A 25,083-nucleotide genomic window follows, 5' to 3' on the forward strand; every position below is an offset into this window, starting at 1 on the left:
GCAGTCGGGCTGCGCACGAGGCCTCTCGCGCGACGCGCGGGGTGAGCGCGGGGCGAAGGCCACGCCGGAAGCGGGTCCGGCAGGGGTGTCGAAAATTATAACGAGCGTGCCGGACGAGCGCCAATCAATCGATGGTCGTGGCTTGGGGCGAATGGGAGGTCTGCAGCTGGAACTGGCCGTTGTCGTTGAACATCCAGCCTTCGAAAAGCTCGAGTTGGCCATTGCCGTTCAGGAGCCGCGCGGGCGGCGCGGGCAACGGCGATGCGCGGCGCAGCGATGCGAGCGCAGTGGCTTCGGCTTCGTCATCGCCGTTGGTGCGATACACCGACGATTCGACGAGCCGCCCGCCGCGGTCTACCGTGAACGAGACGAGCACGAACGAACGCAGCATCGCCTGCGGCGTGCCCTTGAGCACGAGCGACGGATTGCGTTCGAAGATACGTTGGGCGATGCGCGTCTTGTATTCGTCGAGCGTAGGACCGGCGACGGTGGGCGCGGCGGCGCGCGCGGCCACGACGCTCGGCGGCGGCGTGATCGTGCAGGCGTTCATCGCGAGCGCGCCGACGGTCGCAATGAGAATGGAGCAGAAACGTGACGCGGACATCGCAGGCATCGACGAAGATGGCGATACTTCAATAGTAGTCGTTGCGGAAACCTTGAAGCGGGAAAAACGTGCGGTCGCGCGCGTTCGGGCGCGGCACTTGCTCACGATTCTTTCATTCAAAAACACCGACGGAGGGAGCCATGAGCAACGAGACGAATCATCCGGAAGGCGAACAGCCTGTCGAGCATAGCGACAACGAGAAAAGCAAGCTGCCCGAGCGCGACGATGAAAACCGCAAGCAAGGTCCGAACGACCGGCCGGGCAAGCAATCGGGCGAGGGCGAGGCGCCGGTCGGCTGAGTCCCGCCGCACGCGAGCGGCGGGGGCGCGGCGGTGCTAAGGTAATAGGGGGATGTCCCCGTCTATTTTCGGGAGAACGCCATGTCACGCAAGTCACATGCGGCGCCGTCAGGTGCGCCCGCGCGGCAACAGCAGCCGGCTTCCGCCGCGCATTCGAAGAGCGAATCGAAACGTGCCGCGCCCAAGCAGGACGCGGCGAGGGCGGAGCCGGTTCCGCACGTCCGCCCGCCCGTCAGATCCGACGACAACTAAGGTTGGTCGAGCTCAGTCGGTATAAGGTTTGACGAGTTCGGCGCAGCGTATCGGCGCGGTCGCCCGGACCGTGCCGGTTTCGGCTGCGCGCGTTTCCACGCAGCGATAGACGCTATTGGTCTTCTGAAGCACATAGGTGTCTTCGGGCAAACCTGAACTGCGCGCGGCGACGCTCGTCACCGCGACGATTCCATATCCGTTCTGAATCAGGTCGAAGAGGGTCGCTTCGGTCGCGCGCCATTGCGCGTTGGACTGAGGCTGGGCATGTGCCGACAGGCTTACGGCGGCGACGCAGCCGAAGAGGAAGGGCAGGATGCGGCCTGACTTCATGGGCGATTCTCCGCTTTTGTTATCGATGAGGCCGTTAGATGGCGAGATGGCCGGTGTGTTCACAGCGATTTTCATCGAAACGCGCATTCGACTGGGCCACGGACGAAAAAATGGCCTCGATTGCAACGAGGCCCAAGTCCAACCTTACCCATTGAAGGCCTCCGACACACGAGAATGGGGAAACTCGGGAAGGAGGCAGGGGAACGATACGTCGCTCGCGATGCGTTGCACACGCGTATTGTCCGAATTTCCGGGGGAACGGTATCGTGTGGTCGCTGCTCGACGATATTTGTCAGGATATCGAAGTGAGAAAGAGAACTTCGTGCCGAGCACTCTCTCGCGCATTCCGTGGCGCGCAAAGTGGCAGCGGTATTTCGGTGCTAGGGTTCGTCGCGTTGATCACCCGTCACGTTCCCGACGACATTCGCGCCATGATGGAGGCGATCGATGGAACCGTCGAGGTTGACGAATACCGATAGGCGGCGCGTTGCCGGCCGTTCTCTGACCCCTGACGCGGTGCGCGCCACGGACAAGCGGGCATAGGAGGGCTGGCGGAGGCGGTGAGATTCGAACTCACGGAAGGATCGCTCCTTCGCCGGTTTTCAAGACCGGTGCCTTAAACCGCTCGGCCACACCTCCAGCAAGGCGCGTATTGTAGCGCAACTCATCGGCGGGCAGAAGTTCAGCCTTCCAGCGACTTTGTCGCCCTCAGCGCGGGAAAAAGACGCATCCACAAAAGCGCGACGACGATCGTGCCAATCCCGCCGATCAGCACCGCCGGGACCGCGCCGAACAATCCCGCCGTCATCCCCGATTCGAACTCGCCGAGCTGATTCGACGTCCCGATGAACAGCGAATTGATCGCCCCGACGCGTCCGCGCATCTCATCGGGCGTCTGCAACTGCACGAGCGACATCCGCACGACGACGCTGATCACATCCGACGCCCCCAGCGCCGCGAGCGCGACCAGCGACACATAGATATTGCGCGACAGCCCGAACACGATCGTTGCGATGCCGAATGCGATCACGCCGCCGAACAACGCCGTGCCAGCACGCTGCCGCAACGGAAAATGCGCAAGCCAGATCGATCCGGCGAGCGCGCCAGCGGCAGGCGCCGCGCGCAGAATCCCGAGTCCCCACGGTCCCGTGTGCAGGATGTCGCGCGCATAGACAGGCAAGAGCGCGGTCGCGCCGCCGAGCAGCACCGCGAAGAGATCGAGCGACAGCGCGCCGAGGATCACCGGCTTGCTGCGAATGAAGCCGATGCCCGAAAACAGCGCCCGGAACGACAACGGCGCGCGCATGCGGACGGCTTCATCGATTTTGATGCCGACCACCGCGCACGCCGCGACGAAAAACGCGACGGTCACCGCGCCGTACACCGTCAGCGCGCCGAGCCCGTAGAGCACGCCGCCCATCGCGGGGCCGAGAATCTGCGCGGTCTGGTTCGCGGACGTCGACCACGCGCTCGCATGCTGCAACTGGTTTCGCGCGACGAGATTGGGCAGCAGCGCCGCCATCGACGGCGATTCGAACGCGCGCGCCGCGCCCGTCACGGCGGCGATCGCGTAAATGGGCGCGACATCGTGCCAGCCCTGCCATGCGCCGAGACAAAGCACCAGCGCGGCGATGCCTTCGATCGACTGGCACACATACGCGATCGTGCGCCTGTCGTAACGATCCGCGACGTGCCCGACGACGAGCGTCAGCACGAACATCGGCACGAACTGCGCGAGCCCGACGAGACCGAGCGCGTACGCGCTATGCGTGATCGAATAGACCTGCCATCCGATCGCGACCGACATCATCTGAAACGCCACTGACGACATCACCCGCGCGGTCCAGAATAGCGCAAACGGGCGATGCCGCATCACCGAGTCCGGCGCCATCGTCGGCGCGCTCAATTTTGCGGGTCCTTCAAGAACAGCTCCTGCAGATCGTTGAGAAAGCGCTGCCCGAGCTCGGTCGGCGCGATGCGTTCGATGTCGCGCGTGATGAGGCCGCGCTTTTCCGCTTCGACGAGCGCGGGCTCGATCGCCGACAGCGCGAGCCCCGTGCGCTCGATGAACGAATGCACCGGAAAGCCTTCGACGAGCCGCAGCGTATTCAGCATGAATTCGAACGGCAGATCGCGCGGGCCGACTTCGCGTTCTTCCTGAATCGCGGTTTCGGCGGGTGAGAGCGCGTGGTCCATGTAGCTCGCCGGATGCTTGAAGCGCGCCTGCCGCAGGATCTTCGACGGAAACGACAGCTTCGTATGCGCGCCCGCGCCGATGCCGAGGTAATCGCCGAAACGCCAGTAATTGAGGTTGTGCCGGCTCTGGCGATGCGGCTTCGCATACGCCGACACTTCATAGCGCGCGTAGCCCGCATCGCGCGTGCGCTCGTGAATCCAGTCCTGCATGTCGGCAGAGGCGTCGTCGTCGGGCAGGGCGGGCGGGTACTTGGCGAAGACCGTGTTCGGCTCCATCGTCAGGTGATACAGCGACAGATGCGGCGGCGCGAAGGAAATTGCCGTATCGATGTCATGTCTGCACTCGTCGAGCGACTGCTGCGGCAGCGCGAACATCAGATCGAGATTGAAGTTGTCGAAGTGTTTCGCGGCGATCTCGACAGCTTTACGTGCCTGCGTCGCATCGTGAATGCGGCCGAGTGCCTTCAGATGCGCTTCGTTGAAGCTCTGAATGCCGATCGACAAGCGGTTCACCCCGCTCGCGCGGAACGACGCGAACTTCGCGGCCTCGAACGTGCCGGGGTTGGCTTCGAGCGTGATCTCGGCGTCGGCGTCGATGGGCAGCAACGCGCGCGCATCGGAAAGAAGCCGGTCGAGGCCTTTCGCCGACAACAGCGACGGCGTGCCGCCGCCGATGAAGATGGTATGCACCTGCCGTCCCCACACGAGCGGCAACGCGCTTTCGAGATCGGCGCGCAAGGCGTCGAGATAACGTTCCTCGGGGAACGAATCGTCCTTCCATTCGTGGGAGTTGAAGTCGCAGTACGGACACTTGCGCACGCACCACGGGAAATGCACGTACAGCGCGAGCGGCGGCAGCGACGTCAGCCGGATGCTGCCCGGCGACGTGAACGCCTGCACGACGTTGATGGTCTTCGGTCCGGCGCTCACGCAAGTTCCTTCAGTCGTTGCAGCAGATCACGCAGCGCGAGCGCGCGATGACTCAGCGCATTCTTGCGCGCGGGATCGAGCTCGGCGGCGCTCGCGTTGAGCGTCGGCAGGAAGAAGTGCGGGTCGTAGCCGAAGCCGTTTGCGCCGCGCGGCGCATCGATCACTTCGCCGTGCCAGCGTCCTTCCGCGATGAGCGGCTCGGGATCGTCCGCGTGACGCACCAGCACGAGCACGCAGAAGTAATACGCACGGCGGTCGGCCTGACCGGCGAGATCGGCGACGAGGCGCGCATTGTTGGCCGCGTCGCTCTTTTCGCCGCCGTTCATCGACGCATAGCGCGCCGAATACACGCCCGGCGCGCCATTCAACGCGCGCACGCACAGGCCGGAATCGTCGGCGAGCGCGGCCAGGCCGGTGAGCGTCGAGGCGTGCCGCGCCTTCGCCAGCGCGTTCTCGACGAAAGTCGCGTGCGGCTCGGGCGCTTCGGGCACGCCGAGCTCGCCCTGCGCGATCAGTTCGATGCCCGCCGCATCCAGCAGCGACGCGAATTCGCGCAGCTTGCCCGCATTGTTCGACGCGAGCACGACACGGCCCAGCTCCGTTGCTTCAGACACCTTTGATCTCCAGCGCTTCCTTCTGCTTCAGAATCAGCGCCTTGATGCCGCTGTCGGCGAGCGCGATCAGCTCGTTCATCTCCTCGCGCGAAAACGGCGCGCCTTCCGCCGTGCCCTGCACTTCGACGAAGCCGCCCGCGCCCGTCATCACGACGTTCATGTCGGTGTCGCATTGCGAGTCTTCGTCGTAGTCGAGATCGAGCACGGGCGAGCCCTCGAAGACGCCGACCGAGATCGCCGCAACGAAGTCCTTCACCGGCGTCTTCGCGATCTTGCCCGCCGCGAGCAGTTTGCCGACTGCATCGTGCGCGGCGACGAATGCGCCCGTGATGCTCGCCGTGCGCGTGCCGCCGTCCGCCTGGATCACGTCGCAGTCGATATGCAGCGTGCGCGCGCCGAGCGCGTTGAGATCGAACACCGAGCGCAGCGCGCGGCCGATCAGGCGCTGGATCTCCTGCGTGCGGCCGGTCTGTTTGCCGCGCGCGGCTTCGCGGTCGCTGCGCGTGTGCGTCGCGCGCGGCAGCATGCCGTATTCCGCGGTGAGCCAGCCTTGCTCGCGTCCGCGCAGGAATTCCGGCACGCGCTCGGCGACGCTCGCCGTGCAGATCACCTTGGTATCGCCGAATTCGACGAGCACGGAGCCTTCCGCGTGCTTCGTGTAATTGCGCGTGATACGCACCTCGCGCAGTTGATTCGCGCGGCGGCCGCTCGGGCGCGGGGGAGAAGACTTGAGCAGGGGAGAGTCGGTCATGGACGATGAAAACTGGAAGTGGACGGGCAAACCCCGCGGAATGGAGCGATTTTATCGTCAATCACCCGCCGGCGTTGCGCGCATGGCACGCGCCGGAGCAAGCCGTATCGGCGGGCTTCCCGTCAAAAATGGGATAATGCGGATTCCTCGCCCGGCGGCCAGACGCGTGCCACTCCCAACGCACTTCGAGAGCGCCGGGCGCTTCGTATCGAAACGGCCTTCGCAACGAAGGTTTCAATCGCGAGACGTACCATGATCTACAGCATGACAGGCTATGCCAGCGCGACGCGCGAAGTCGTCGCGGATGGCGCCGGACCCAATGGCGCGGGCGGTTCGGGCGTCGGTGTATCGGTGGAATTGCGCACGGTGAATTCGCGCTTTCTCGACCTGAATTTCCGCATGCCCGAAGACGTGCGCGCAACCGAGCCGCAATTGCGCGAAATGCTGATGAACAAGCTCTCGCGCGGCAAGGTCGATATCCGCATCAACCTGAATCGCGTCGAGCAGACGGCGAATGCGGGCGCGCTCAATCGCGAAGCGCTCACGCAACTCGCCACGCTCGAGCGCGCCGTGCTCGACGTCTTCCCCGACTCCGAACGCATGCGTACCGGCGAAATCCTGCGCTGGCCCGGCGTGCTCGCGGAAAGCGCGGTGTCGCAGGAAACGCTGCGCGAAGCCGTGCTCGCATGCGGCAAGCAGGCCATTGCCGATCTCATCGAAGTGCGCGCGCGTGAAGGCGCGGCGCTCGGCCGCGTGCTCATCGAGAACGTGACGGAGATGGAAGCGATCGTTGCGCGCATCACGCCGCTCGTGCCGGAACTCATCGCGAAGCATCAGCAGAAGATCGTCGAGCGTCTGCACGACGCGCTCGGCATCGCGACGTCCGAAGGCGCGACGGCCACCAGCGTGCCGCGCGAGGAGATCGCCGAACGCATCCGTCAGGAAGTGACGATGTACGGCATCCGCATCGACATCGCGGAAGAATTGCAGCGCCTCACCGCGCATCTCTCCGAAACGCGTCACGTATTGCAGAAGGGCGGCAAGGTCGGCAAGCGGCTCGACTTCATGATGCAGGAACTCAACCGCGAAGCGAACACGCTCGGCTCGAAGGCAGCCGCGAAGGAACTCGCCGATGCATCGATGACGCTCAAGCTGCTCATCGAACAGATGCGCGAGCAAGTACAGAATCTGGAGTAATGCAACATCATGCCGAACACTACGCACCGCTCGCATAGCCACTACACGGGCATCTATCCGGGCAACCTGTTCATGGTGGTCGCGCCTTCGGGCGCGGGCAAGTCCACGCTCGTGAACGCGCTGCTCGCCGAGGACAAGGACATTCTCCTGTCGGTTTCGTACACGACGCGTGAAGCGCGTTCGAAGGAAACCAACGGCGTGCAGTATCACTTCGTGTCCGTCGACGAATTCATGGAGCGGCGCGAAAAGGGCGAGTTTCTCGAAAGCGCCGAAGTGCACGGCAACTACTACGCCACCTCGAAGCTGTGGATCGCGGACCAGATGAAGCAGGGCCACGACGTGCTGCTCGAAATCGACTGGCAGGGCGCGCAGCAGGTGAAGAAGCAGTTCCGCAACGCGGTGGAGATTTTCATTCTGCCGCCGTCGCTCGATGCGCTCGAAGACCGCCTCAAGAAACGCGGCCAGGATTCCGAAAAAGTGATCGTGCGACGTCTGCTCGCGGCGGGTAGCGAGATGGCGCATGCGTCGGAAGCGGAGTATGTCGTGATCAACGAGAACTTCGATCGCGCGCTCAACGAACTGCGCTGTCTCGTCGCCGCGACGCGCCTGCGCTTCACGTCGCAATACGCCCGCAATACGCAGCTTTTCGTGGACCTCGGCATTCACTCGACGCCGCAGGTCTGACGGAGTGCAGTGGCCGGGTCGTACGGTCACATAAGGTAGAATAAAACCCATATTGAGAAGGAAGCAAACATGGCCCGCATCACTGTCGAAGACTGCCTGAAACAAATCCCGAATCGCTTCGAGCTCGCGCTCGCGGCAACCTATCGCGCGCGTCAGCTCGCACAAGGCCATACGCCGAAGATCGAGAGCCGCGACAAGCCGACCGTCGTCGCGCTGCGCGAGATCGCCGCGGGCCAGGTTGGCATCGAAATGTTGAAGAAGGTGCCCGTCTAAGGGCAGCCGCTTTACCCGTTCAATTCCCCCAACCGACGACCACGCGCGTCACACCACCACGGAGGCGAAGATGAGTCAGACACCATTGCCCATCTCCGCCGCCGTGGATCCGGACCTCGAAATCGATCAGGATTCGATGCTCGATGCGGACAAGCCGCATGCGGCGCGCAAGTACATCGACGCGGTCCTCGAACAGTCCTTCCGCCATCTGTTCGGGCCGACCGCCACGCCGGAGCAGCCGCGCAAGCACGACGTCGTTTCCATCGCGAAACTGACCAACGGGCTCGCGAGCTACATCACTCCGGAAGAGATCAAGGAAGTCAAGGCGGCGTTCCACTTCAGCGACGAAGCGCACCTCGGGCAATATCGCCAGAGCGGTGAGCCGTACATCACGCATCCCGTCGCGGTCGCGGAAATCTGCGCGGGCTGGAAGCTCGACGCGCAATCGATCATGGCGGCCCTGCTGCACGACGTGATCGAAGATCAGGGCGTCACCAAGACCGAGATCGCGGAGCGCTTCGGCGCGAAGGTCGCGGAACTGGTCGACGGCTTGTCCAAGCTGGACAAGATGGAATTCCGCAATCGCGAGGAAGCGCAGGCGGAGAACTTCCGCAAGATGCTGCTCGCGATGGCGCGCGACGTGCGCGTGATTCTCGTCAAGCTCGCCGACCGGCTGCACAACATGCGCACGCTCGGCGCGGTGCCGCCGGAAAAACGCCGGCGCGTGGCGCGCGAGACGCTGGACATCTACGCGCCGATCGCGCATCGGCTCGGTCTGAACAATACCTATCGCGAGCTGCAGGATCTTTCGTTCGCGAACTTCAATCCGAACCGCTACGCCACGCTCGAGAAGGCCGTGAAGGCCGCGCGCGGGAATCGGCGTGAAGTGGTCGGCAAGATACTCGAAGCGGTGCAGCGCACCATCGCGGACGCGAAGATCAACGCGGAAGTTACCGGCCGCGAGAAGACGATCTACAGCATCTACAAGAAGATGCGCGACAAGCAGTTGTCGTTTTCGCAGGTGCTCGATGTCTACGGCTTTCGCGTGGTCGTCGAGAGCGCGCTCGAGTGCTATACGTGCATCGGCGCGCTGCATGCGCTCTACAAGCCGGTACCGGGCAAGTTCAAGGATTACATCGCCATTCCCAAGGTGAACGGCTATCAGTCGCTGCACACCACGCTGGTTGGCCCGTTCGGCGCGCCGATCGAGTTCCAGATCCGCACCCGCAAGATGCACGAGATCGCCGAGGCGGGCGTCGCGGCGCACTGGCTCTACAAGAACGGTGGCGCAGATCTGAACGACGTGCAGAAGCGCGCGCATCAGTGGCTCAAGTCGCTGCTGGACATCCAGAGTGAAGCGGGCGATTCGAGCGAATTCCTCGAGCACGTCAAGATCGACCTGTTCCCGGACGCGGTCTACGTATTCACGCCGAAGTCGAAGATCATGCCGCTGCCGCGCGGCGCGACCGCGCTCGACTTCGCATATTCGATCCACAGCGACCTCGGCAACCAGTGCGTCGCGGTGAAGATCAACAACGAGCTCCTGCCGCTGCGCACGGAGCTCAAGAGCGGCGATATCGTCGAAGTGATCACCGCGCCGTATTCGAAGCCGAATCCCGCGTGGCTCGGCTTCGTGCGCACCGGCAAGGCCCGCTCGGCGATCCGTCACTATCTCAAGACGATGCGCCTGAACGAGTCCGTCCAGTTGGGCGAGCGGCTCGTCGATCAGAGTCTCAAGGGCTACGGCCTCGCGCTGTCGGACGTCACGCCGGAAGTGTGGGAAAGGCTCGTGCAGTGGACCGGCAACAAGACGCGCCAGGAAATCTTCGCGGACATCGGCCTCGGCCGGCGCGTGGCGGCGGTGATGGCCAAGCGCATCGAAGTGCTGATGAACGGCATCGCCGACGACGAAGATCATCCGCATCGCGAGCATCACAACACCAATACCGCGCCGCCTGTCGTCATCACGGGCACGGAAGGCATGTCGGTGCAATTGTCGCCGTGCTGCCGCCCGATTCCCGGCGACGACATCATGGGCTACATCGGCATCGGGCTCGGCATGGCGATCCACACGACCGAATGCCGCGTCGCGCAACGGATTCACCGGCGCGATCCGGGCCGCTGGATCGACGTCGCCTGGGCGCCGCAGCCGGGGCGTCTGTTCGATGTCGCCGTCAAGGTGCTCGTGAAGAACACGAAGGGCGTGTTCGCGCGTGTCGCGGCCGACATCACGTCGGCGGACGCGAACATCGTGCACATCGCGATGGACGAGGACGTGTCGCAGGAAGCGAAGATGCTGCGCTTCGTGATCCAGGTCAGCGACCGCGTGCATCTGGCGAACGTCATGCGCCGCGTGCGTACCAATCCGGACGTGATGCGGATTGCGCGCGAGCGTCCCAGCGACGAACCGCATCACCGCAATCAGGACGGCGGCATGCGTATCGACCGCGAGCGCGCCGACTACTGACGCGGCGCGGGTATGCGGCATGCATGCCTGTCGTCATTCGACGAACAGGAGAGAGCGCCGCAATGAACACTTCCGATCTCGAAGGCTCCACGCTCGACTATTGGGTCGCGCGCGGGCTGCACGAATTCATCCGCGAGATTCACTTCACCGATAGCGGCGAGACGCTCTCGATACGCGGCAACGACCGCGGCAGGCCGTGGGACGGGCGCTTCCTGCCGTCGACGTCGTGGGAAGCGGCGTCGGTCGTGCTGGAGCGCGCCTGCCGGCTCGAGATGCACGATCACGGGCGTGGTGAGGTGGTCTGCACCGTCACCTTCGGCAAGGACGGGCAACCGGTCGAAGGGCGCGGACCGTCGCTGCGCATTGCCTTGCTGCGCGCGTTCGTGCGGCATGCGTTCGGCGATGCGGTCGAGGATGAAGTTCTGCGCCGTCCACAATCGCTGCTCGGCGCGCGCGCGGAGGCGATCGGCGAGTCGAGCGCGGTGGCGTCGGTGGAAGACGTGCCATCGCCTGATAAGCACATCGGCGATATCGGCTCGGCGCCGCGTTGATCGCTGCGCGCGTGAGCGGCGCGGCAAACAAAAAGGGCCTTCCGTATGGAAGGCCCTTCAAAAGATGGCGCGGCTGGCAGGATTCGAACCCACGACCCCTTGGTTCGTAGCCAAGTACTCTATCCAACTGAGCTACAGCCGCACGCAAAACGGTACTGCTTGTACTTCACTGCGCTATGGTTAGCGCTTGATGCTTTCAGCGGGCGAAAACATCAGAATAAGTGGCGCGGCTGGCAGGATTCGAACCCACGACCCCTTGGTTCGTAGCCAAGTACTCTATCCAACTGAGCTACAGCCGCACGCAGAAGCGGAATTATAGCCAAGCCTGTTCCGAAAAGGAAGGGGTTTCGGCCAAATTATCGGTTTTCCTTCGACGATTCGCTCGGCGGGAAGGGCACGAGGCGTGGTAAGTTGTTGTTTCGAAAGCAGCTCACTCCCGGAAATCGACAGCGTATCGCACCATGAACAAGGCATTTGTCAAAGAGTCGGACGACACCGACGACGACCTCGAACTCGGCCATCCCGATGTTCCGGCGGGCACGAAGAATTACATCACGCCCGCCGGCCATCAGCGGCTGCGAGACGAGCTCCTGCAGCTGCTCGACAACGAGCGTCCGGAAGTGGTCAAGCTGGTCTCGTGGGCGGCCTCCAACGGCGATCGCTCGGAGAACGGCGACTATATCTACGGCAAGCGGCGGCTGCGCGAAATCGACCGGCGCATCCGTTTTCTGACCAAGCGGCTCGATCTCGCGGAAGTGGTGGACAGCAGCAGGCAGGAGAATGTCGATCAGGTGTTCTTCGGCGCGACGGTGGAATACGCGGGCGAGGACGGCGACGTGAAAACGGTGACGATCGTCGGCGTGGACGAGGTGGATCTCGACCGCGGCTACGTGAGCTGGATCTCGCCGGTCGCGCGGGCGCTCCTGAAGGCGAGGATCGGCGATACGGTCGCGTTGCACACGCCGGCCGGCGTGCAGCAGATCGATATCCTGGACGTGCGATATCTGCAGTGAACCGGTTTTGATTCGCTGTCGCAAGAACGAAAAAAAGCCGCTCGAAAGAGCGGCTTTTCTACAGCGATACTGCGGGTGAAGCTTAGAAGCGGTGACGCATGCCAACCGTTGCCGACACCTGATTCGAGCCCGACGACATGCCGACGCCGTTGATCACTGCGCCGATGGGCAGGTTTTCCTGGTCGGTCATGTGCTGGTACTCGCCTTGCAGGTAGACGTCGGTACGCTTCGACAGCGCGTACGCCGTTTGCAGGCTGAACTGATGGAACTTCGGCTTTTCGCCGTCGATGCGGCTGTCGGTGTACGTGTACGCACCCGCCAGCGACAGAGCCGGCGTCAGGTTGTAGCGGCCGTTGACTTCGTAGTTCGTGAAGCGGACGTGGCCATCGGTCAGGTTGATCGAACCGGCGCCTTGCGTGCCGACGCTCGTGATCGACGAAGCGTTGTCCAGCATCGTTTGCGTGAACACGAAGCCGACGGTTGCTGGGCCGAACGCGTAGTTCAGGCCACCGCCGAAGATGCGCTGACGGCCAGCGACGAACGGCGTGTTGTCGGTCGTGATCGCGCCGTTGACGTTGTTGGTCGGCGAGCCGACGTTGTTCAGTTGCATGTACGCAGCAGCGACATTCAACGGGCCGTAGTTGTACGACGCGCCGACGCTGTATGCGCGGTTATCCGCGAAGCCGCCTGCTTCGTTCGAGAAGCCGTACATCGCGCCCAGCTTGAAGCCAGCGTAGTTCGCGCTCGTGTACTTGACCGAGTTGTTGACGCGGAACGTGTTGTCGAGGTTGTCGTTGTCGAACGGGTGGGCGAACTGCGTGCCGCCGTACTGCGTGCCCGTCAGAGCCAGCGGGCCCATGAAGTCGACCACGGAGTCATATTGACGGCCGAGGGTGATCGAGCCGAACTGGTTGCTCGACAGACCGACGAATGCCTGACGGCCGAACTCACGACCGCCCTGGCCGTTCGTGCCGTTCATGATGTTGAAGCCGTTCTCCAACGTGAAGATCGCCTTCAGGCCGCCACCGAGGTCTTCAGACCCGCGCAAGCCCCAACGGCTGCCGTTGACCGAACCGCTCGTCGCCTTGAAGTTGCTGTGGCCCGGGCCGCCGACCTGCGTGATCTGGTTGTTCGTGTAGGTGATGCCCGCATCGATCAGGCCGTACAGCGTGACGCTGCTTTGCGCATGGGCGGCGGTAGCAAAAACGCCCGACAGGGCGGCGACCATGAGAGTCTTTTTCATCTTTGTAACTCCGAGAGCAGATAGGGGCCGAGGACCCAGGCTTTGTGGAAACCTCGCTCCGTGGCGCTGCGAGAGGCGCGGGCGGAGGAGCAACGCATCGGCGACGCCGACACATTTGTTTCCGGACCAGACGAAGTGTAAAGACGGCGTTACAGTCGGGGCGTTCCGAATTCCGCAATAAACCATTGTTGATGCGGCAATGATCGGCAGGGCGTATATTTTTCTTTATATACAATGATTTATCGGCGAATAAAGTCGTAAGTGAAGAGGTGTCAACCAAACGACGTTGCGCAAGCGCGACATGAGTTGGCGCGAAAATACAACGTAATATTTCCGAGCTTCGATTGTTGATGTATTCGAAACAGAAGTTTGCGAATTTTGCAGGTAATTAATGCGGGCCTCATCGCTATACTGTCATTTCTGCTTTCCGAAGCAGACTTTTTCGTTGACGGAAAAAGATCTCCAAACTTTGTCAGCGCGACTTTCCGGTCGCGCTTTTTTTTGCCCGATTCTCTCAGGTGCGGGTGGCGAAGCGCCTTGCGTACAGGGGCGGAGCGGGAAGGCTCTGCCAGTGATCGCGATGCCATGCGGTAACGAATTCGCGCGATGAAATGGCTTCGGTCGTCATGATATTCGGATCATCGTCGGCGTTCTCTATTACATTTAAGTTGTCGCTTAGTTTCCATCTTGCTTAATGCTGGAGGATCGGGCAATTTGAATCGACAGTCACGATCGGGAAAATCTCGTCGCTGGAAATGGCGCGTTTGTTTTTAATCGAATATTTTCACGATCAATTCAAGTCTGGCGATATTCTCTCGGTCCGGTTTTTGCGGGATCTTAAAATAGCTGAAGCGCAAAGGATCGGCGCGAACGTGATTTAAAATACACGTTTTTATCGCGGAAATTGATTATAACTTTTGCTCGGCATGAATCCGCGAAGCGCCATGACACTCAAGCTCCGCGCGGCTTCGGCGCAGGTCCATGGCCCCGTGCAGGAGCGCGCTCGCGAGCGATGGTGCGGTCCATGCTGACGAAGCCCTACGCCAGCACTCAGTGATCATGGAATAAGGGAATGCGATTACGGGTTACTCGCTATTGCGATTTTTAATCCCGATGTGACATTGCACTGACTATTCAAAACACCGCAACGGTCCGGCTCTAATAAAATAAAAAGCGTCGATGGTATCGGGCAAGAATTGTGAGCGGCATCAGCGCGACGGGCGCCATCCAAAGCCCAAGCCCTACGCTGCGTTAGAATGGGCAATCCAGCATTCGCTCCATCCAGGCCTAACGCGCCGTCTTCCCGTCGTCCACGATGCTTCTCGATCAGTCCGCAAGCTTTGCCTATCCCTCCGCACCCATCGTATTCGTCGATCTCGAAACGACCGGCGCGACTTTCGGCGTGGATCGCATCACCGAGGTCGGCATCGTGGAGGTCGGGCCAACGGGGGTGTCGCAATGGACATCGCTTGTCAATCCGCAGAAGCCGATTCCCGCGTTCATCCAGCAGTTGACCGGCATCACCGATGCCATGGTCCGCGATGCCCCGACGTTCGAACAGCTCGCCGCCGGTCTGCTCGAACGGATGAACGGCCGGCTGTTCGTCGCGCACAACGCGCACTTCGATCACGGCTTTCTCAAGGGCGAATTCAGACGCATGGGTCTTCGCTTCGCGCCGGATGTGCTGTGCACGGTGCAGCTTTCGCGCGCGGTGTATCCGGCCGAGAGCCGTCATGGGCTCGACGCGCTCGTCGAACGACACGCGCTCATCCCCGCCGCACGGCACCGTGCGCTCGCCGATGCCGACCTACTCTGGCAGTTCTGGCAACACCTGCATCGCGCGCACGCGCCGGACGTGCTGCGCGCGCATGTGGACCGCGTGACGCGCCGCTTCCAGCTCGCCGCGCACATCGACGAAGACACCATCGAGCAAATGCCCGCCGGCTGCGGCGTCTATATGTTCTATGGCGACGACGACGCACCGGTCTACGCAGGCCGCAGCGTGCGCCTGCGTCAGCGGGTGCGTTCGCATCTCGTCGGGCCGCGGCGTTCGGCGAAGGATCTGCGTCTTGCGGCGCTGGTGCGCCGCCTGGAATGGAAAGCGACCGGTGGCGAAATCGGCGCGCTGCTGGCGGAGGCGCAATGGATCGCGAACGCGCGTCCGGCACTCAATCGCGCGCCGAAGTCGCGTCCCGGCGACGCGCGCGGCGCGCCGTGGCCGTATGCGGGCGGCATCGCGATCGAAGAGCGCGACGATGCATCGGGCGAGCGCGCGTGGCACGTCATCGACAACTGGTGCTATCTCGGCACGGCCAGCACGCTCGCGCAAGCCGGCGCACTGCGCGCGAGCGCCGACGAACCCGCATTCGAACTGTCGACCTATCGCATCCTCGGCGAGCGCCTCGCGCGTGGGCTCGCCGTGACGCCGCTTGTCTCGGCCACGCTCGCTACCGCTCTCTAAAGCGGCATTATCCGACCGCGCCCACGCCGCCCGTCGCGCAGACGTGCGACAGCGCGTGCATGAGCGGCGCATTCATCGACGAGTTGTAGCGCGTCAGATGTTTCCATCGCGCGACGCTCTCCGCTAGCCGAACGGGACAATCTTCCGCATGTCGAATCGGCTCCACGTGCGCGAGCGCGGATACGAGCGACTGCGTGAGCCGATCGAGCTTCGGACGCGTGTCGGTGGCGAGATCGGGCGGCGATGTTTCCGGCGCGGCTTTCAGCGCGCGCCAGTTGGCGAACAGCGCGTTCTGCACATCCTTGCTCGCGTCGATCTGGTCGCGGAAGAACTGCCGCGCGAAATCGGGATCGACCTGCGCGGCGCTGGCCTTGGCTTCGACCTGCTTGAGCAGCGCCTCTTCGCGCGGCGCATCGGTGATCGGCTCCTGACGCGCCCACTTCCAGCGCGCGACCGGCTCGGCGAGCGCGAGCCGTTGCGAGACGAGCGCGATCAGATTGGTGAACGGGGTGTCGTCGCCGTCGGCATGCACGGATGCAGGCGCGGTGAACGCGAGCGCGCAGGCGACAGCGGTGGAGGCGAGGGGGGAATACTTCGATCGACGGCGCATCGGTTTGCGGGCAAAAGCGCCAGAATAGCGCACTGCGCTTCGATCGGAAGGACGAATCGACGAGGCGAGCCGAACCGCACGACTCACCCCGATGTGGTCATGGACGAGGGGCGCGACGCGGCCTGGCGTGAGCCATGTGCGGACCGGACGGTCCGGTTGCGCCGCGCGCAACGGGCGTCGTTCTCACGACGACGGCGTAATCCAGCGTGTCCGCCTATTTCGACTGCGCCGAGTTGCGCTGTTCGTCGAAGAACGCGCGCACATGCTCGGGCAGCTCAGTCGCGAGAAATTCGACGCCAACCGGTTCCGGATCCGGACAGTACACCTTGTCGGGCGTCGGGATTTTCGTCGGTTTTGCGTCCATGATTTCTCTCCTCAATGACTACAACAATTGCGCCAGCTTGACCGTTGCGGCTTTTGCGCCGCCGCATGCGGCTGAAATAGCTGAAATCCAGTTAACCTTTCCCTCTATGGATGCTTTATCGGATCGGAACCGCTTCGGCTTGAGCCGAGTTGGTGCGTCTGATTATCAACGGATGAAAGCATCGGTAATTATTCGCTGTCCCTCGAATCCATTGCTGCAAAAAATACAGTTTCGCCAGTGCTGATGGCCGCCCGGCGAGCCGCTTCCTGCTTGGCTCTGCACGAAACGCGTCAGTCGCTTACTTAGACTGTAGCTTTTCCTCTATGGATATAACGATACCGGGAAACCTGCGTTGACGCTTCATGGTGCAAAGCGGAAAATAGCTCGTTGTTGTACGAAAGCGCACATATGAGGCGAATCAGCCACGCGGCGGGGCGGTTCTTGAAATCGGTGGGGCCGATTTTCTGTGCGAATCGCAATGTTGTGAACGCGTCGAGCGATCGTTGCGAAAATGCGAAACGCAGAAGGCGCGTCGAAAGCAAAAAACCCGTGTCACTTGCGTGATCACGGGTTTCGATACTGCTGAATCTCGTTGGTGCCGGAAAGAGGAATCGAACCCCCGACCTTCGCATTACGAATGCGCTGCTCTACCGTCTGAGCTATTCCGGCTCCATTGTTGCGTTCGTTAGTTCGTCAGCAACGAAGAAGTGAGATTATGCAGAGGCTTTTTCCTCTTGGCAATACCTTAGATCAATTTTTCTTTTCGAGATGGTAGCGGGTCACGCGATCGACTTCGCCCTTCGAGCCGAGGAACACCGGCACGCGCTGGTGCAGGCTGGTCGGCTGGATGTCGAGAATGCGTTGCTCGCCGTTCGTCGCGGCGCCGCCCGCCTGCTCGACGATGAACGCCATCGGATTGGCCTCGTACATCAGACGCAGCTTGCCGGGCTTCGACGGATCGCGCTTGTCGGCCGGATACATGAAGATGCCGCCACGGTTCAGGATGCGGTGCACGTCCGCGACCATCGATGCGATCCAGCGCATGTTGAAGTCTTCCTGGCGCGCGCCATCCTTCCCGGCGTTCAGCTCGCCGATATAGCGCTGCACCGGCTCATACCAGTGGCGCGAATTCGACGCATTGATCGCGTACTCGCGCGTTTCGACGGGAATCGTCATATCGCGCTGCGTGAGCACCCACGAGCCGAGTTCGCGATCGAGCGTGAAGCAGTTCACGCCGTTGCCAGTCGTCAGCACCAGCACGGTTTGCGGGCCGTACACGGCGTAGCCTGCTGCGACCTGCTGCGAACCCGCCTGCATGAACGCCTGCTCGCTCGGCTCGACGCCGTCCGGGCAGCGCAGCACCGAAAAAATGGTGCCGATCGACACGTTCACATCGATGTTCGATGACCCGTCGAGCGGATCGAACGTCAACAGGTAATTGCCCTTCGGGTAGCGGTTCGGAATCGGGAAGATTTTTTCCATTTCTTCCGATGCCATCGCGGCCAGATTGCCGCCCCATTCGTTGGCTTCGAGCAGGATTTCGTTCGAGAGCACGTCGAGCTTCTTCTGCACTTCGCCCTGAACGTTCTCGCTGCCGGCGCTGCCGAGCGCTTCGCCCAGCGCGCCCTTGCTCACGTGGTAGCTGATCTGCTTGCACGCGCGCGCGACGACTTCGATCAGGAGACGCAGGTCGGCCGGCAGGTTCTGGTGTTCACGCTGCTGCTCGATCAGGTATTTCGACAGCGTGGTGCGGCTGGAGATGGAGGACATGCTGGGGCTCCGTGAGCGTTAGACGAATATTCACGATTCTAACCGTTCGACCCGGCCGCTCCATGTGACAGCGACAGCGGACATCCGCCATAAGCGAGAACGGCCGCCGCGCGAAGTCCTCGCGCGGCGGCCGTTGAACAGGCAAAACGCCTGACGAAACAGCGCCTAAGCGGCGAGCGCCTTTTCGACCACTTCGCGCACGTCGCGCGATTTCGCCTTCGACGCGACTTCGCTCAAGGCGGCGTGCATCTTCTCGCGCAGTTGCGGCGTGAAGCGGCGCCACAGTTCGAGTCCGCGCGCGAGCCGCGCGGCGACCTGCGGATTGAGCGCATCGAGCGCGATCACCTGTTCGGCCCAGAATGCGTAACCGGAGCCGTCGGCGGCATGGAACTGCGCCGGGTTGCCGCTGCAGAAGCTGAAGATCAGCGAGCGCGCGCGGTTCGGGTTCTTGATGTTGAACGCCTGATGCTGCATCAGCTTGCGCACGATCTCGATCACCTTGCGGTCCGGCCCGCCGCGCTGCGTCGCCTGGAGCGCGAACCACTTGTCGATGACGAGCGCCTCGTTCTCGAAGCGGCGATAGAAGTCGGCCAACGCCGCGTCGGCGACGCTCGCGTCCGCGCCCTTTGTCGCGCTCGCGAGCAACAGCGCCGAAAGCGCCGCCGAACGGTCGGTCATGTTGTTGGCGGCATCGTACTGCGCCTGCGCGAGCTTGACCGCTTCGCGCGGATCGTCGAGCTGGCTCAGATAGGCGAGGGCGAGGTTCTTGAGCCCGCGCTTGCCGGCATCTTCCGACACCGGACGGTATTCGCCCGGCGTGCGATTGGCTTCATAGGTCGCGAGCCACTTGTCGCGCAATTGCGACGCGAGGCGGCGGCTCATGAAGACGCGCGCGGCGTGCACCGCGGCGGGATCGGACACGGCCATCTGCTCGGCGAGATAGCTTTCCGACGGCAGCATCAGCGCGAGTTCGCGGAACGCGGGCGTGAGCGTGGTGTCGTCGAGCACGCGCGCGAAGGCGGCGATCACCTGATCGTCGATGGCAAGCGCTTCGCCCTTCGCCGCGCGCTCGGCGAGCGCGAGCAGCTCGCGCGTGGCGAGGCGCTGGCCGGCTTCCCAGCGGTTGAACGGATCGCTGTCGTGCGCGAGCAGGAACGCGAGTTCATCGTTCGTGTAGTCATATTCGACGATCACCGGCGCCGAGAAATTGCGCAGCAGCGAAGGCAGCGGCGCCTCGTTCACATCGACGAAAGTGAACGACTGATCGCGTTCCGTGAATTCGAGCACGCGCGTCGTGCCATTCGGTTCCTTCTCGCCTTCCAGCCGCAACGGCAGATCCGCGCCGTTGCTGCCGATCAGGCCGACTGAGAACGGAATCAGCAGCGGGCCTTTTTGCGTGTCGCGGGCCGCCTCCGATGCGTCGCCGTAGCCCTGCGCGAGCGACAGCGTATAGCGCTTGTTCGCGGCGTCGTAGGACGCACGGACCGACACGCGCGGCGTGCCCGCCTGGCTGTACCAGCGCTCGAACTGCGCGAGATCGCGCTGATTTGCGTCGGCGAGTGCGTGGCGGAAGTCGTCGCACGTCACGGCCTGGCCGTCGAAGCGCTGGAAGTAGAGATCCATGCCGCGGCGAAAACCGTCGCGGCCGAACAGCGTCTGATACATCCGCACGACTTCCGAGCCTTTTTCGTAGACGGTCATCGTGTAGAAGTTGTTGATCTCGACGTAGCTCTCCGGGCGCACCGGATGCGCCATCGGGCCGGCGTCCTCGGCGAACTGCATCTGCCGCAGCACGCGCACGTCCTCGATGCGCTTGGTCGCGCGCGCGGCGGCGCTGGCGGCGCCATCGACGTCGCCGGCGGACATGTCGGCGGAAAATTCCTGATCGCGAAACACGGTCAGGCCTTCCTTCAGGCTCAACTGGAACCAGTCGCGGCAGGTCACGCGGTTGCCGGTCCAGTTATGGAAATACTCGTGGCCGACCACGGCTTCGATGTTGGAGAAGTCGGTGTCCGTCGCGGTTTCGGGATTTGCGAGCACATACTTCGTGTTGAAGATGTTGAGCCCCTTGTTCTCCATCGCGCCCATATTGAAGTCGCTGACCGCGACGATCATGAAGCGGTCCAGATCCAGCTCCAGCCCGAAGCGCTTTTCGTCCCAGCGGATCGAGTTGATGAGCGAATCCATTGCATGACGCGTCTTGTCGAGGTCCTGCGGCTCGACCCAGACCTGCAGCAGCTTCTCCTTGCCCGAGCCCGACCGGATGCGCTCTTCGATACACACGAGCTTGCCCGCGACGAGCGCGAACAGATAGCTCGGCTTCTTGAACGGGTCTTCCCACTGGGCAAAGTGTCGGCCATCGGGCAGATCGCCTTCGCCGATCAGATTGCCGTTCGACAGCAGCACCGGATACGCGGTCTTGTCGGCGCGCAGCGTGACGGTGTAGGTGGCCATCACGTCCGGGCGATCGAGGAAATAGGTGATGCGCCGAAAGCCCTCGGCTTCGCACTGCGTAAAGAAGTTGCCGCTGGAGACATAAAGTCCGGAGAGCGTCGTATTCTCGGCCGGATTGCAAATGTTCTCGATGCTAAGCTCGAAGTCATCCGCAGGAATATTGCCGATGGAAAGTCCGTTCTCACTGACGCGGACATCCGCGTGCGCCACGCCGTCGATCGTCGCGCGCACGAATTCGAGCTGTTCGCCCATCAGTTCGAGACGCGAGGCGTCGCCTTGCGCGTCGGGGTTGCGGCGCAGCTTCATCGTATTCTTCACGACCGTGCGCGCCGGCACGAGGTCGAATTCGAGTGCGACGGAGTCGATCAGGAAGGCGGGCGGCGTGTAGTCCTGGCGGCGAATCACTGCGGCTGCGGTCGTGTTGGACATGGCAAGATCTTCAAAGTGAATTGAGCGGCGCGGGCGCATTGCCTGACGTGTCGTTCAGGGCACGAACGCAGGCGCGGCATGTCGAACCATTGTACAAAACGCCCGTCGATCGTGAGCGGCGTCTCGCCGACGCGCGCTTGCGCTAACTATAACTAACCAGGAAGGGCAGTTTCCGAGTGAGGACGACCATGAATTTCCCGATCAAATCGCTCTGCAGATGGGCATTGATACTGGCGGCGATGTGGCTCGCGGGCTGCACGACCTACGTGCAGACGCAGGTGACCGCCTTCTCCGACTGGAGCGGCAGCGACGCGACGCGCACCTACGCGTTCGCGCGACAGGGCGAGCAGCAGAACAGCATCGAGCAGACGACCTACGAAACGCTCGTCGCGAACGAGCTGTCGAAGTACAACTTCCGGCAGGTGCCCGAAGCCAGCGCGCGTTATTCGGTGGCGCTCGCGTATTCGGTCCGTGGCGACATGATGACCGTGCGCCAGCCGGTCTATTACGATCCGTGGCCGATGTACGGTCCCTACGGACGTCCGTTCTGGGGCCCGTGGGGCGGCTGGGGCCCATACGGTCCGTGGGGCCCGACGGGCTATGTCGACCAGAGCTATCCGGTGTACATCCACGCGTTGCAGATTCGCATGACCGACCGCCAGAACAGCCGCGAGGTCTACAAAGTGACCGCGGTGAATTCCACGGGCGATGCCTCGCTCTATCAGGCAATGCCCTATCTCACCCGCAGCGCGCTCGCCGATTTCCCGCTGGGCAACGGCACGGTGCGTACCGTAACCTTGCCGGTGGACAAAAACGGCGGCATGTCGAACGAAACGGCGGCGGCGCCGCCGCCCGCGCCCAAGACCGTCGACTGAGCGGCGCGCAAGAACGCGTCGGAAATTTTTGCCGCGGCGCGTCGACATCGATTTTGTCGACAACGCCGCGCGGCATTTCAGAGTCGCCCGCGGGCCTTGATCAAACAAGGATTTATCACCGCGACGCGGGGCCGCAATATATGCAGGTCCGGCCAAATAGCGATATATTCGCGGGATGACAAAATCGTGTCCGCCCAATCCTAAAGCCGTTCCCGAGCCCACCACATGGGATGCGCGGCTCGCCCGCCGTCTCGTCACACCGCTCGTCGGCACGCCGGTAACACCCAACCATCTGACCACGCTGCGCCTCGCCATCGGTGTGGCCGGCGCGTATTATCTGTCGCTCGGTCAGTTCTGGATGTGCACGCTCGGCGCACTCCTGATCGCACTGTCAAATTTCGTCGATCACACCGATGGCGAACTCGCGCGCATCAGCGGCAAGTCGAGCAAGATCGGGCACTTCTACGACCTCGCGAGCGACGCGCTCGTGACCGTGCTGCTGTTCCTCGGCCTCGGGTTCTATGTCGCCGTGCATCATCCGTCGATCATCGTCCCCGCGCAGTGGCTTGGCGGCATCGCGGGCGTGGCGGTTGCGCTGATTTTCTTCCTGCGCATGCGCGTCGAGTCGATGGTCGGCAAGTCGGGCACGAAGCAGGCATCGATGGCCGGCTTCGAAACGGAAGACGTACTGTATCTGGTGCCGGTGGTGACCATCCTGAACGGCATGACGCCGTTTCTGATCGCGGCGGCGATCGGCGCGCCGCTCTTCGCCATTTACGTGGCGGTGGACTATCGGCGCGTCGTGCGGCGGTTGAAGCGGCACGCGCAAGCGTCGCATGCAAAAGACGGTAATGATCTACAGGCGGTGAGATGAGCGATACGGCAACTCCGGAGAACACGCTGACCCGGCCGGCGCAGACGGCAACAGGCGCGCGCCCGTCGACGCGCGACATCGATTCGACCCTGAACACACGCCTCGCCGCGCTGCACACGCCGAAGCTGCGCGACGAGTACGGCCAGCAAGGTTCGTTTCTCTGTATAGAGGACTTCCTGCCGCGCGATTACACCGAGCGCCTGATCGCCGCCGTGCACGACGTGATGCCAGCCGTGAACCGCAATTATCTGCCGGGCCACAAGGCGGGCGGCAGCGTCAGCCGCCATACGCTCGACAAGCTCGCGCCGTTCATCGCGGATTTGTACCGCTCCGAAGCGCTCATCAAGTGGCTGGAGACGATTACCGGCGACAAGCTGCAACTCTCGCCCGAAGACGATCCGCACGCCTACGCGCTGTATTTCTACACGCGCCCGGGCGATCACATCGGCTGGCACTACGACACGTCGTATTACGAAGGCCGCCGCTATACGCTCCTGCTCGGCGTGATCGACGATTCCTCCTGCCGGCTCGATTACGAACTGCACACCAAAACGCCCGGCATTCCGGATCAACCGGGTTCGGTGCAATATCCGCCGGGCGCATTCGTGTTCTTCGACGGCGACAAGCTGCGCCATCGCATCACGCCGCTCGGCGAGAACGAGATGCGCGTGTCGCTCACGTTCGAGTACGTGACCAACCCCAACATGCGGCCGTTCCAGCGCTTCATTTCGAACATGAAGGACTCGATCGCGTATTTCGGTTTCAGGCAGGTCTTTCGCCGCAAAAGCGGCAAGACCGGACAGGCATGAGCCGCGCGGGCACATTTCTGCTGTCCGTCGGCGTGGTGCTGTTCATCGCGCTGCTTGGCTGGCAAGGCTTCGGTTCGGTCGCATCGACGCTGGCCGCGGCCGGCTGGGGTCTGCTCGCGGTCGCGGCCTTTCACTTCGTGCCGCTTTTGATCGACGCCGGCGCGATCAGCGTGCTGTTCTCGCACAAGGAACGCGACGTTTCCCTGCGCGACGCCTTGCTCGCTCGCTGGGCCGGCGAATCCGTGAATAGCCTCATGCCCGCCGGCCAGATCGGCGGGCCGATGCTGATGGTCCGCTACCTCGCGCAGCACGGCATGCGCGCGCGCGACGCCGCCGCCGTCATCACCGTCAGCACGACGATGCAGACCGTCGCGCAACTGATCTTCGCGCTGATCGGCGTCGTGCTTCTGACGGGTTATGTCGCGGGCGGTTCGTCGTCGACTGTGACGATCGCCGTGCTGGCGGTGATCGGCGTGATCGGCGTGATGATCTTCGGTTTCTATCTGGCGCAGCGGCGCGGTCTGTTCGGCCGCGCGATGCGCTTCGCGTCCGGCATTGCGGCGAAATTCTCGGCGAAGCGCGACTGGTCGTCGCTCGTGACGCGCGCCGAAGCCGTCGATGCCGCCGTGCACGAGATGTATCGCGAGCGCGGCAAGGTCGCGGCGAGCTTCGGCCTGAGTCTGGTCGGCTGGATCGTCGGCACCGGCGAGGTGTGGCTCGCGCTGCATCTGCTCGGCCATCCGGTCGGCTGGGCGGAAGCGCTGCTGCTCGAAAGCCTCGGCCAGGCGATTCGCGGCGCCGCGTTCGCCATTCCCGGCTCGCTCGGCGTGCAGGAAGGCGGCTATCTGCTGCTCGCGCGTATGGTCGGCCTGCCGCCCGAGGCGGCGCTCGCGCTGTCGCTCGCCAAGCGCGCGCGCGAATTGCTGCTCGGCGTGCCGGGCATCGTCTATCTGCATTTCGTTGAAAAAGGCTGGCAGCGCCGCCGTCTCGCGCGCGTGCCGGACATCGACTGACCCACCCACGAAGGGAAAAC

At 63.0% G+C, this 25,083-nt stretch carries 26 protein-coding genes and 4 tRNA genes; 15 read left to right on the forward strand and 15 right to left on the reverse strand.

Annotated elements, in window-relative coordinates; translation table 11 throughout:
* Window positions 1-124: 124 nt before the first annotated feature.
* Entirely contained in the window at window positions 125-604 is a 480-nt protein-coding gene (locus BTHE68_RS03305; protein WP_162065127.1) for a TonB family protein, read from the reverse strand.
* 140 nt (window positions 605-744) lie between these two features.
* Here BTHE68_RS03305 and BTHE68_RS36560 point away from each other — a divergent pair, with 140 nt between their 5' ends.
* Complete coding sequence (locus tag BTHE68_RS36560) at window positions 745-903, forward strand: hypothetical protein (RefSeq protein WP_174257983.1); 159 nt, start codon at window positions 745-747, stop codon at window positions 901-903.
* Between the two features lie 81 nt (window positions 904-984).
* A complete protein-coding gene (locus tag BTHE68_RS03310) occupies window positions 985-1,155 on the forward strand; it encodes a hypothetical protein (protein WP_162065128.1) in 171 nt (56 codons plus the stop codon).
* A 12-nt stretch (window positions 1,156-1,167) separates the two neighbouring features.
* Here the strand turns inward: BTHE68_RS03310 and BTHE68_RS03315 are convergent, their stop codons facing one another.
* A complete protein-coding gene (locus tag BTHE68_RS03315) occupies window positions 1,168-1,572 on the reverse strand; it encodes a hypothetical protein (RefSeq protein WP_232077894.1) in 405 nt (134 codons plus the stop codon).
* A gap of 179 nt (window positions 1,573-1,751) precedes the next feature.
* Between BTHE68_RS03315 and BTHE68_RS03320 the strand changes: the two genes are divergently transcribed.
* Entirely contained in the window at window positions 1,752-1,964 is a 213-nt protein-coding gene (locus tag BTHE68_RS03320) for a hypothetical protein (protein ID WP_162065129.1), read from the forward strand.
* Between the two features lie 70 nt (window positions 1,965-2,034).
* Here the strand turns inward: BTHE68_RS03320 and BTHE68_RS03325 are convergent.
* The 5 genes from BTHE68_RS03325 to rph all read right to left on the reverse strand — a co-directional run bounded on the left by BTHE68_RS03325 (window position 2,035) and on the right by rph (window position 5,976).
* A tRNA-Ser gene (locus tag BTHE68_RS03325) sits at window positions 2,035-2,124 on the reverse strand.
* 43 nt (window positions 2,125-2,167) lie between these two features.
* Window positions 2,168-3,376, reverse strand: a complete 1,209-nt coding sequence (locus BTHE68_RS03330) for an MFS transporter (protein WP_174258026.1) — start codon at window positions 3,374-3,376, stop codon at window positions 2,168-2,170.
* A gap of 11 nt (window positions 3,377-3,387) precedes the next feature.
* Window positions 3,388-4,611, reverse strand: coding sequence for a radical SAM family heme chaperone HemW (gene hemW / locus BTHE68_RS03335; protein ID WP_162065131.1), 1,224 nt, complete (start codon window positions 4,609-4,611; stop codon window positions 3,388-3,390).
* Window positions 4,608-5,225 carry an RdgB/HAM1 family non-canonical purine NTP pyrophosphatase gene (gene rdgB / locus BTHE68_RS03340; RefSeq protein ID WP_162065132.1) on the reverse strand — a complete coding sequence of 206 codons (618 nt, stop codon included), beginning with the start codon at window positions 5,223-5,225 and terminating at the stop codon, window positions 4,608-4,610. Before rdgB ends, hemW begins: the two co-directional genes overlap by 4 nt.
* On the reverse strand, window positions 5,218-5,976 hold the full coding sequence (gene rph, locus BTHE68_RS03345) for a ribonuclease PH (RefSeq protein WP_162065133.1): 759 nt from the start codon (window positions 5,974-5,976) through the stop codon (window positions 5,218-5,220). The genes rdgB and rph overlap by 8 nt, the downstream gene beginning before the upstream one ends.
* A 252-nt stretch (window positions 5,977-6,228) precedes the next feature.
* On the opposite strand from rph, the gene BTHE68_RS03350 reads away from it, so the two are divergent.
* The 5 genes from BTHE68_RS03350 to BTHE68_RS03370 all read left to right on the forward strand — a co-directional run bounded on the left by BTHE68_RS03350 (window position 6,229) and on the right by BTHE68_RS03370 (window position 11,148).
* Entirely contained in the window at window positions 6,229-7,173 is a 945-nt protein-coding gene (locus tag BTHE68_RS03350; protein WP_162065134.1) for a YicC/YloC family endoribonuclease, read from the forward strand.
* A 9-nt stretch (window positions 7,174-7,182) separates the two neighbouring features.
* The gene (gene gmk / locus BTHE68_RS03355; RefSeq protein ID WP_162065135.1) at window positions 7,183-7,857 is read left to right on the forward strand and encodes a guanylate kinase; all 675 of its coding nucleotides are present in this window, start codon (window positions 7,183-7,185) and stop codon (window positions 7,855-7,857) included.
* A gap of 69 nt (window positions 7,858-7,926) precedes the next feature.
* On the forward strand, window positions 7,927-8,130 hold the full coding sequence (gene rpoZ / locus BTHE68_RS03360; protein WP_006999799.1) for a DNA-directed RNA polymerase subunit omega: 204 nt from the start codon (window positions 7,927-7,929) through the stop codon (window positions 8,128-8,130).
* 70 nt (window positions 8,131-8,200) lie between these two features.
* Window positions 8,201-10,597: a RelA/SpoT family protein gene (locus BTHE68_RS03365; RefSeq protein ID WP_162065136.1), complete on the forward strand. Its 2,397-nt coding sequence runs from the start codon at window positions 8,201-8,203 to the stop codon at window positions 10,595-10,597.
* 62 nt (window positions 10,598-10,659) lie between these two features.
* Window positions 10,660-11,148: a phage protein NinX family protein gene (locus tag BTHE68_RS03370; protein ID WP_162065137.1), complete on the forward strand. Its 489-nt coding sequence runs from the start codon at window positions 10,660-10,662 to the stop codon at window positions 11,146-11,148.
* A gap of 65 nt (window positions 11,149-11,213) precedes the next feature.
* On the opposite strand, the gene BTHE68_RS03375 is transcribed toward BTHE68_RS03370, so the two are convergent.
* Window positions 11,214-11,290, reverse strand: a tRNA-Arg gene (locus BTHE68_RS03375).
* A gap of 80 nt (window positions 11,291-11,370) precedes the next feature.
* A tRNA-Arg gene (locus BTHE68_RS03380) sits at window positions 11,371-11,447 on the reverse strand.
* A gap of 162 nt (window positions 11,448-11,609) precedes the next feature.
* Between BTHE68_RS03380 and greB the strand changes: the two genes are divergently transcribed.
* Window positions 11,610-12,161: a transcription elongation factor GreB gene (greB, locus tag BTHE68_RS03385; RefSeq protein ID WP_162065138.1), complete on the forward strand. Its 552-nt coding sequence runs from the start codon at window positions 11,610-11,612 to the stop codon at window positions 12,159-12,161.
* Window positions 12,162-12,243: 82 nt separating this feature from the next.
* Here the strand turns inward: greB and BTHE68_RS03390 are convergent, their stop codons facing one another.
* Window positions 12,244-13,404 carry a porin gene (locus tag BTHE68_RS03390; RefSeq protein WP_061179684.1) on the reverse strand — a complete coding sequence of 387 codons (1,161 nt, stop codon included), beginning with the start codon at window positions 13,402-13,404 and terminating at the stop codon, window positions 12,244-12,246.
* Window positions 13,405-14,719: 1,315 nt separating this feature from the next.
* Between BTHE68_RS03390 and BTHE68_RS03395 the strand changes: the two genes are divergently transcribed.
* The gene (locus BTHE68_RS03395; protein ID WP_162065139.1) at window positions 14,720-15,865 is read left to right on the forward strand and encodes an exonuclease domain-containing protein; all 1,146 of its coding nucleotides are present in this window, start codon (window positions 14,720-14,722) and stop codon (window positions 15,863-15,865) included.
* 7 nt (window positions 15,866-15,872) lie between these two features.
* On the opposite strand, the gene BTHE68_RS03400 is transcribed toward BTHE68_RS03395, so the two are convergent.
* Window positions 15,873-16,475: a chorismate mutase gene (locus BTHE68_RS03400; RefSeq protein WP_162065140.1), complete on the reverse strand. Its 603-nt coding sequence runs from the start codon at window positions 16,473-16,475 to the stop codon at window positions 15,873-15,875.
* Window positions 16,476-16,689: 214 nt separating this feature from the next.
* Window positions 16,690-16,839, reverse strand: coding sequence for a hypothetical protein (locus BTHE68_RS36565; protein ID WP_167390499.1), 150 nt, complete (start codon window positions 16,837-16,839; stop codon window positions 16,690-16,692).
* Between BTHE68_RS36565 and BTHE68_RS03405 the strand changes: the two genes are divergently transcribed.
* Window positions 16,838-17,083, forward strand: a complete 246-nt coding sequence (locus BTHE68_RS03405) for a hypothetical protein (protein ID WP_162065141.1) — start codon at window positions 16,838-16,840, stop codon at window positions 17,081-17,083. The genes BTHE68_RS36565 and BTHE68_RS03405 overlap by 2 nt on opposite strands.
* A 349-nt stretch (window positions 17,084-17,432) precedes the next feature.
* Here the strand turns inward: BTHE68_RS03405 and BTHE68_RS03410 are convergent.
* The 3 genes from BTHE68_RS03410 to pepN all read right to left on the reverse strand — a co-directional run bounded on the left by BTHE68_RS03410 (window position 17,433) and on the right by pepN (window position 21,492).
* A tRNA-Thr gene (locus BTHE68_RS03410) sits at window positions 17,433-17,508 on the reverse strand.
* Between the two features lie 81 nt (window positions 17,509-17,589).
* On the reverse strand, window positions 17,590-18,609 hold the full coding sequence (locus tag BTHE68_RS03415) for a class 1 fructose-bisphosphatase (RefSeq protein ID WP_162065142.1): 1,020 nt from the start codon (window positions 18,607-18,609) through the stop codon (window positions 17,590-17,592).
* Between the two features lie 165 nt (window positions 18,610-18,774).
* Entirely contained in the window at window positions 18,775-21,492 is a 2,718-nt protein-coding gene (pepN, locus tag BTHE68_RS03420) for an aminopeptidase N (RefSeq protein WP_162065143.1), read from the reverse strand.
* A 188-nt stretch (window positions 21,493-21,680) separates the two neighbouring features.
* On the opposite strand from pepN, the gene BTHE68_RS03425 reads away from it, so the two are divergent.
* From BTHE68_RS03425 to BTHE68_RS03440, 4 genes are all read left to right on the forward strand, one after another.
* The gene (locus BTHE68_RS03425; RefSeq protein WP_162065144.1) at window positions 21,681-22,367 is read left to right on the forward strand and encodes a DUF4136 domain-containing protein; all 687 of its coding nucleotides are present in this window, start codon (window positions 21,681-21,683) and stop codon (window positions 22,365-22,367) included.
* A gap of 175 nt (window positions 22,368-22,542) precedes the next feature.
* The gene (locus tag BTHE68_RS03430; RefSeq protein WP_162065145.1) at window positions 22,543-23,241 is read left to right on the forward strand and encodes a CDP-alcohol phosphatidyltransferase family protein; all 699 of its coding nucleotides are present in this window, start codon (window positions 22,543-22,545) and stop codon (window positions 23,239-23,241) included.
* Window positions 23,238-24,050 (forward strand): HalD/BesD family halogenase, encoded by an 813-nt coding sequence (locus tag BTHE68_RS03435; RefSeq protein WP_162065146.1) that lies wholly within the window; start codon window positions 23,238-23,240, stop codon window positions 24,048-24,050. The genes BTHE68_RS03430 and BTHE68_RS03435 overlap by 4 nt, the downstream gene beginning before the upstream one ends.
* Window positions 24,047-25,063, forward strand: a complete 1,017-nt coding sequence (locus tag BTHE68_RS03440; protein ID WP_162065147.1) for a flippase-like domain-containing protein — start codon at window positions 24,047-24,049, stop codon at window positions 25,061-25,063. Before BTHE68_RS03435 ends, BTHE68_RS03440 begins: the two co-directional genes overlap by 4 nt.
* Window positions 25,064-25,083: the final 20 nt, after the last annotated feature.

The sequence above is a fragment of the Burkholderia sp. THE68 genome (assembly GCF_009938265.1).
GTDB lineage: Bacteria > Pseudomonadota > Gammaproteobacteria > Burkholderiales > Burkholderiaceae > Caballeronia.

Excerpts from the sequence above, each read along its gene's own strand:
- BTHE68_RS03305 (WP_162065127.1), bottom strand. The coding sequence starts at position 604 with ATGTCCGCGTCACGTTTCTGCTCCATTCTCATTGCGACCGTCGGCGCG.
- BTHE68_RS36560 (WP_174257983.1), top strand. The coding sequence starts at position 745 with ATGAGCAACGAGACGAATCATCCGGAAGGCGAACAGCCTGTCGAGCAT.
- BTHE68_RS03310 (WP_162065128.1), top strand. The coding sequence starts at position 985 with ATGTCACGCAAGTCACATGCGGCGCCGTCAGGTGCGCCCGCGCGGCAA.
- BTHE68_RS03315 (WP_232077894.1), bottom strand. The coding sequence starts at position 1,572 with ATGCGCGTTTCGATGAAAATCGCTGTGAACACACCGGCCATCTCGCCA.
- BTHE68_RS03330 (WP_174258026.1), bottom strand. The coding sequence starts at position 3,376 with ATGGCGCCGGACTCGGTGATGCGGCATCGCCCGTTTGCGCTATTCTGG.
- rph (WP_162065133.1), bottom strand. The coding sequence starts at position 5,976 with ATGACCGACTCTCCCCTGCTCAAGTCTTCTCCCCCGCGCCCGAGCGGC.
- BTHE68_RS03350 (WP_162065134.1), top strand. The coding sequence starts at position 6,229 with ATGATCTACAGCATGACAGGCTATGCCAGCGCGACGCGCGAAGTCGTC.
- gmk (WP_162065135.1), top strand. The coding sequence starts at position 7,183 with ATGCCGAACACTACGCACCGCTCGCATAGCCACTACACGGGCATCTAT.
- rpoZ (WP_006999799.1), top strand. The coding sequence starts at position 7,927 with ATGGCCCGCATCACTGTCGAAGACTGCCTGAAACAAATCCCGAATCGC.
- BTHE68_RS03365 (WP_162065136.1), top strand. The coding sequence starts at position 8,201 with ATGAGTCAGACACCATTGCCCATCTCCGCCGCCGTGGATCCGGACCTC.
- BTHE68_RS03370 (WP_162065137.1), top strand. The coding sequence starts at position 10,660 with ATGAACACTTCCGATCTCGAAGGCTCCACGCTCGACTATTGGGTCGCG.
- greB (WP_162065138.1), top strand. The coding sequence starts at position 11,610 with ATGAACAAGGCATTTGTCAAAGAGTCGGACGACACCGACGACGACCTC.
- BTHE68_RS03390 (WP_061179684.1), bottom strand. The coding sequence starts at position 13,404 with ATGAAAAAGACTCTCATGGTCGCCGCCCTGTCGGGCGTTTTTGCTACC.
- BTHE68_RS03395 (WP_162065139.1), top strand. The coding sequence starts at position 14,720 with ATGCTTCTCGATCAGTCCGCAAGCTTTGCCTATCCCTCCGCACCCATC.
- BTHE68_RS03400 (WP_162065140.1), bottom strand. The coding sequence starts at position 16,475 with ATGCGCCGTCGATCGAAGTATTCCCCCCTCGCCTCCACCGCTGTCGCC.
- BTHE68_RS03405 (WP_162065141.1), top strand. The coding sequence starts at position 16,838 with ATGATTTCTCTCCTCAATGACTACAACAATTGCGCCAGCTTGACCGTT.
- BTHE68_RS36565 (WP_167390499.1), bottom strand. The coding sequence starts at position 16,839 with ATGGACGCAAAACCGACGAAAATCCCGACGCCCGACAAGGTGTACTGT.
- BTHE68_RS03415 (WP_162065142.1), bottom strand. The coding sequence starts at position 18,609 with ATGTCCTCCATCTCCAGCCGCACCACGCTGTCGAAATACCTGATCGAG.
- pepN (WP_162065143.1), bottom strand. The coding sequence starts at position 21,492 with ATGTCCAACACGACCGCAGCCGCAGTGATTCGCCGCCAGGACTACACG.
- BTHE68_RS03425 (WP_162065144.1), top strand. The coding sequence starts at position 21,681 with ATGAATTTCCCGATCAAATCGCTCTGCAGATGGGCATTGATACTGGCG.
- BTHE68_RS03430 (WP_162065145.1), top strand. The coding sequence starts at position 22,543 with ATGACAAAATCGTGTCCGCCCAATCCTAAAGCCGTTCCCGAGCCCACC.
- BTHE68_RS03435 (WP_162065146.1), top strand. The coding sequence starts at position 23,238 with ATGAGCGATACGGCAACTCCGGAGAACACGCTGACCCGGCCGGCGCAG.
- BTHE68_RS03440 (WP_162065147.1), top strand. The coding sequence starts at position 24,047 with ATGAGCCGCGCGGGCACATTTCTGCTGTCCGTCGGCGTGGTGCTGTTC.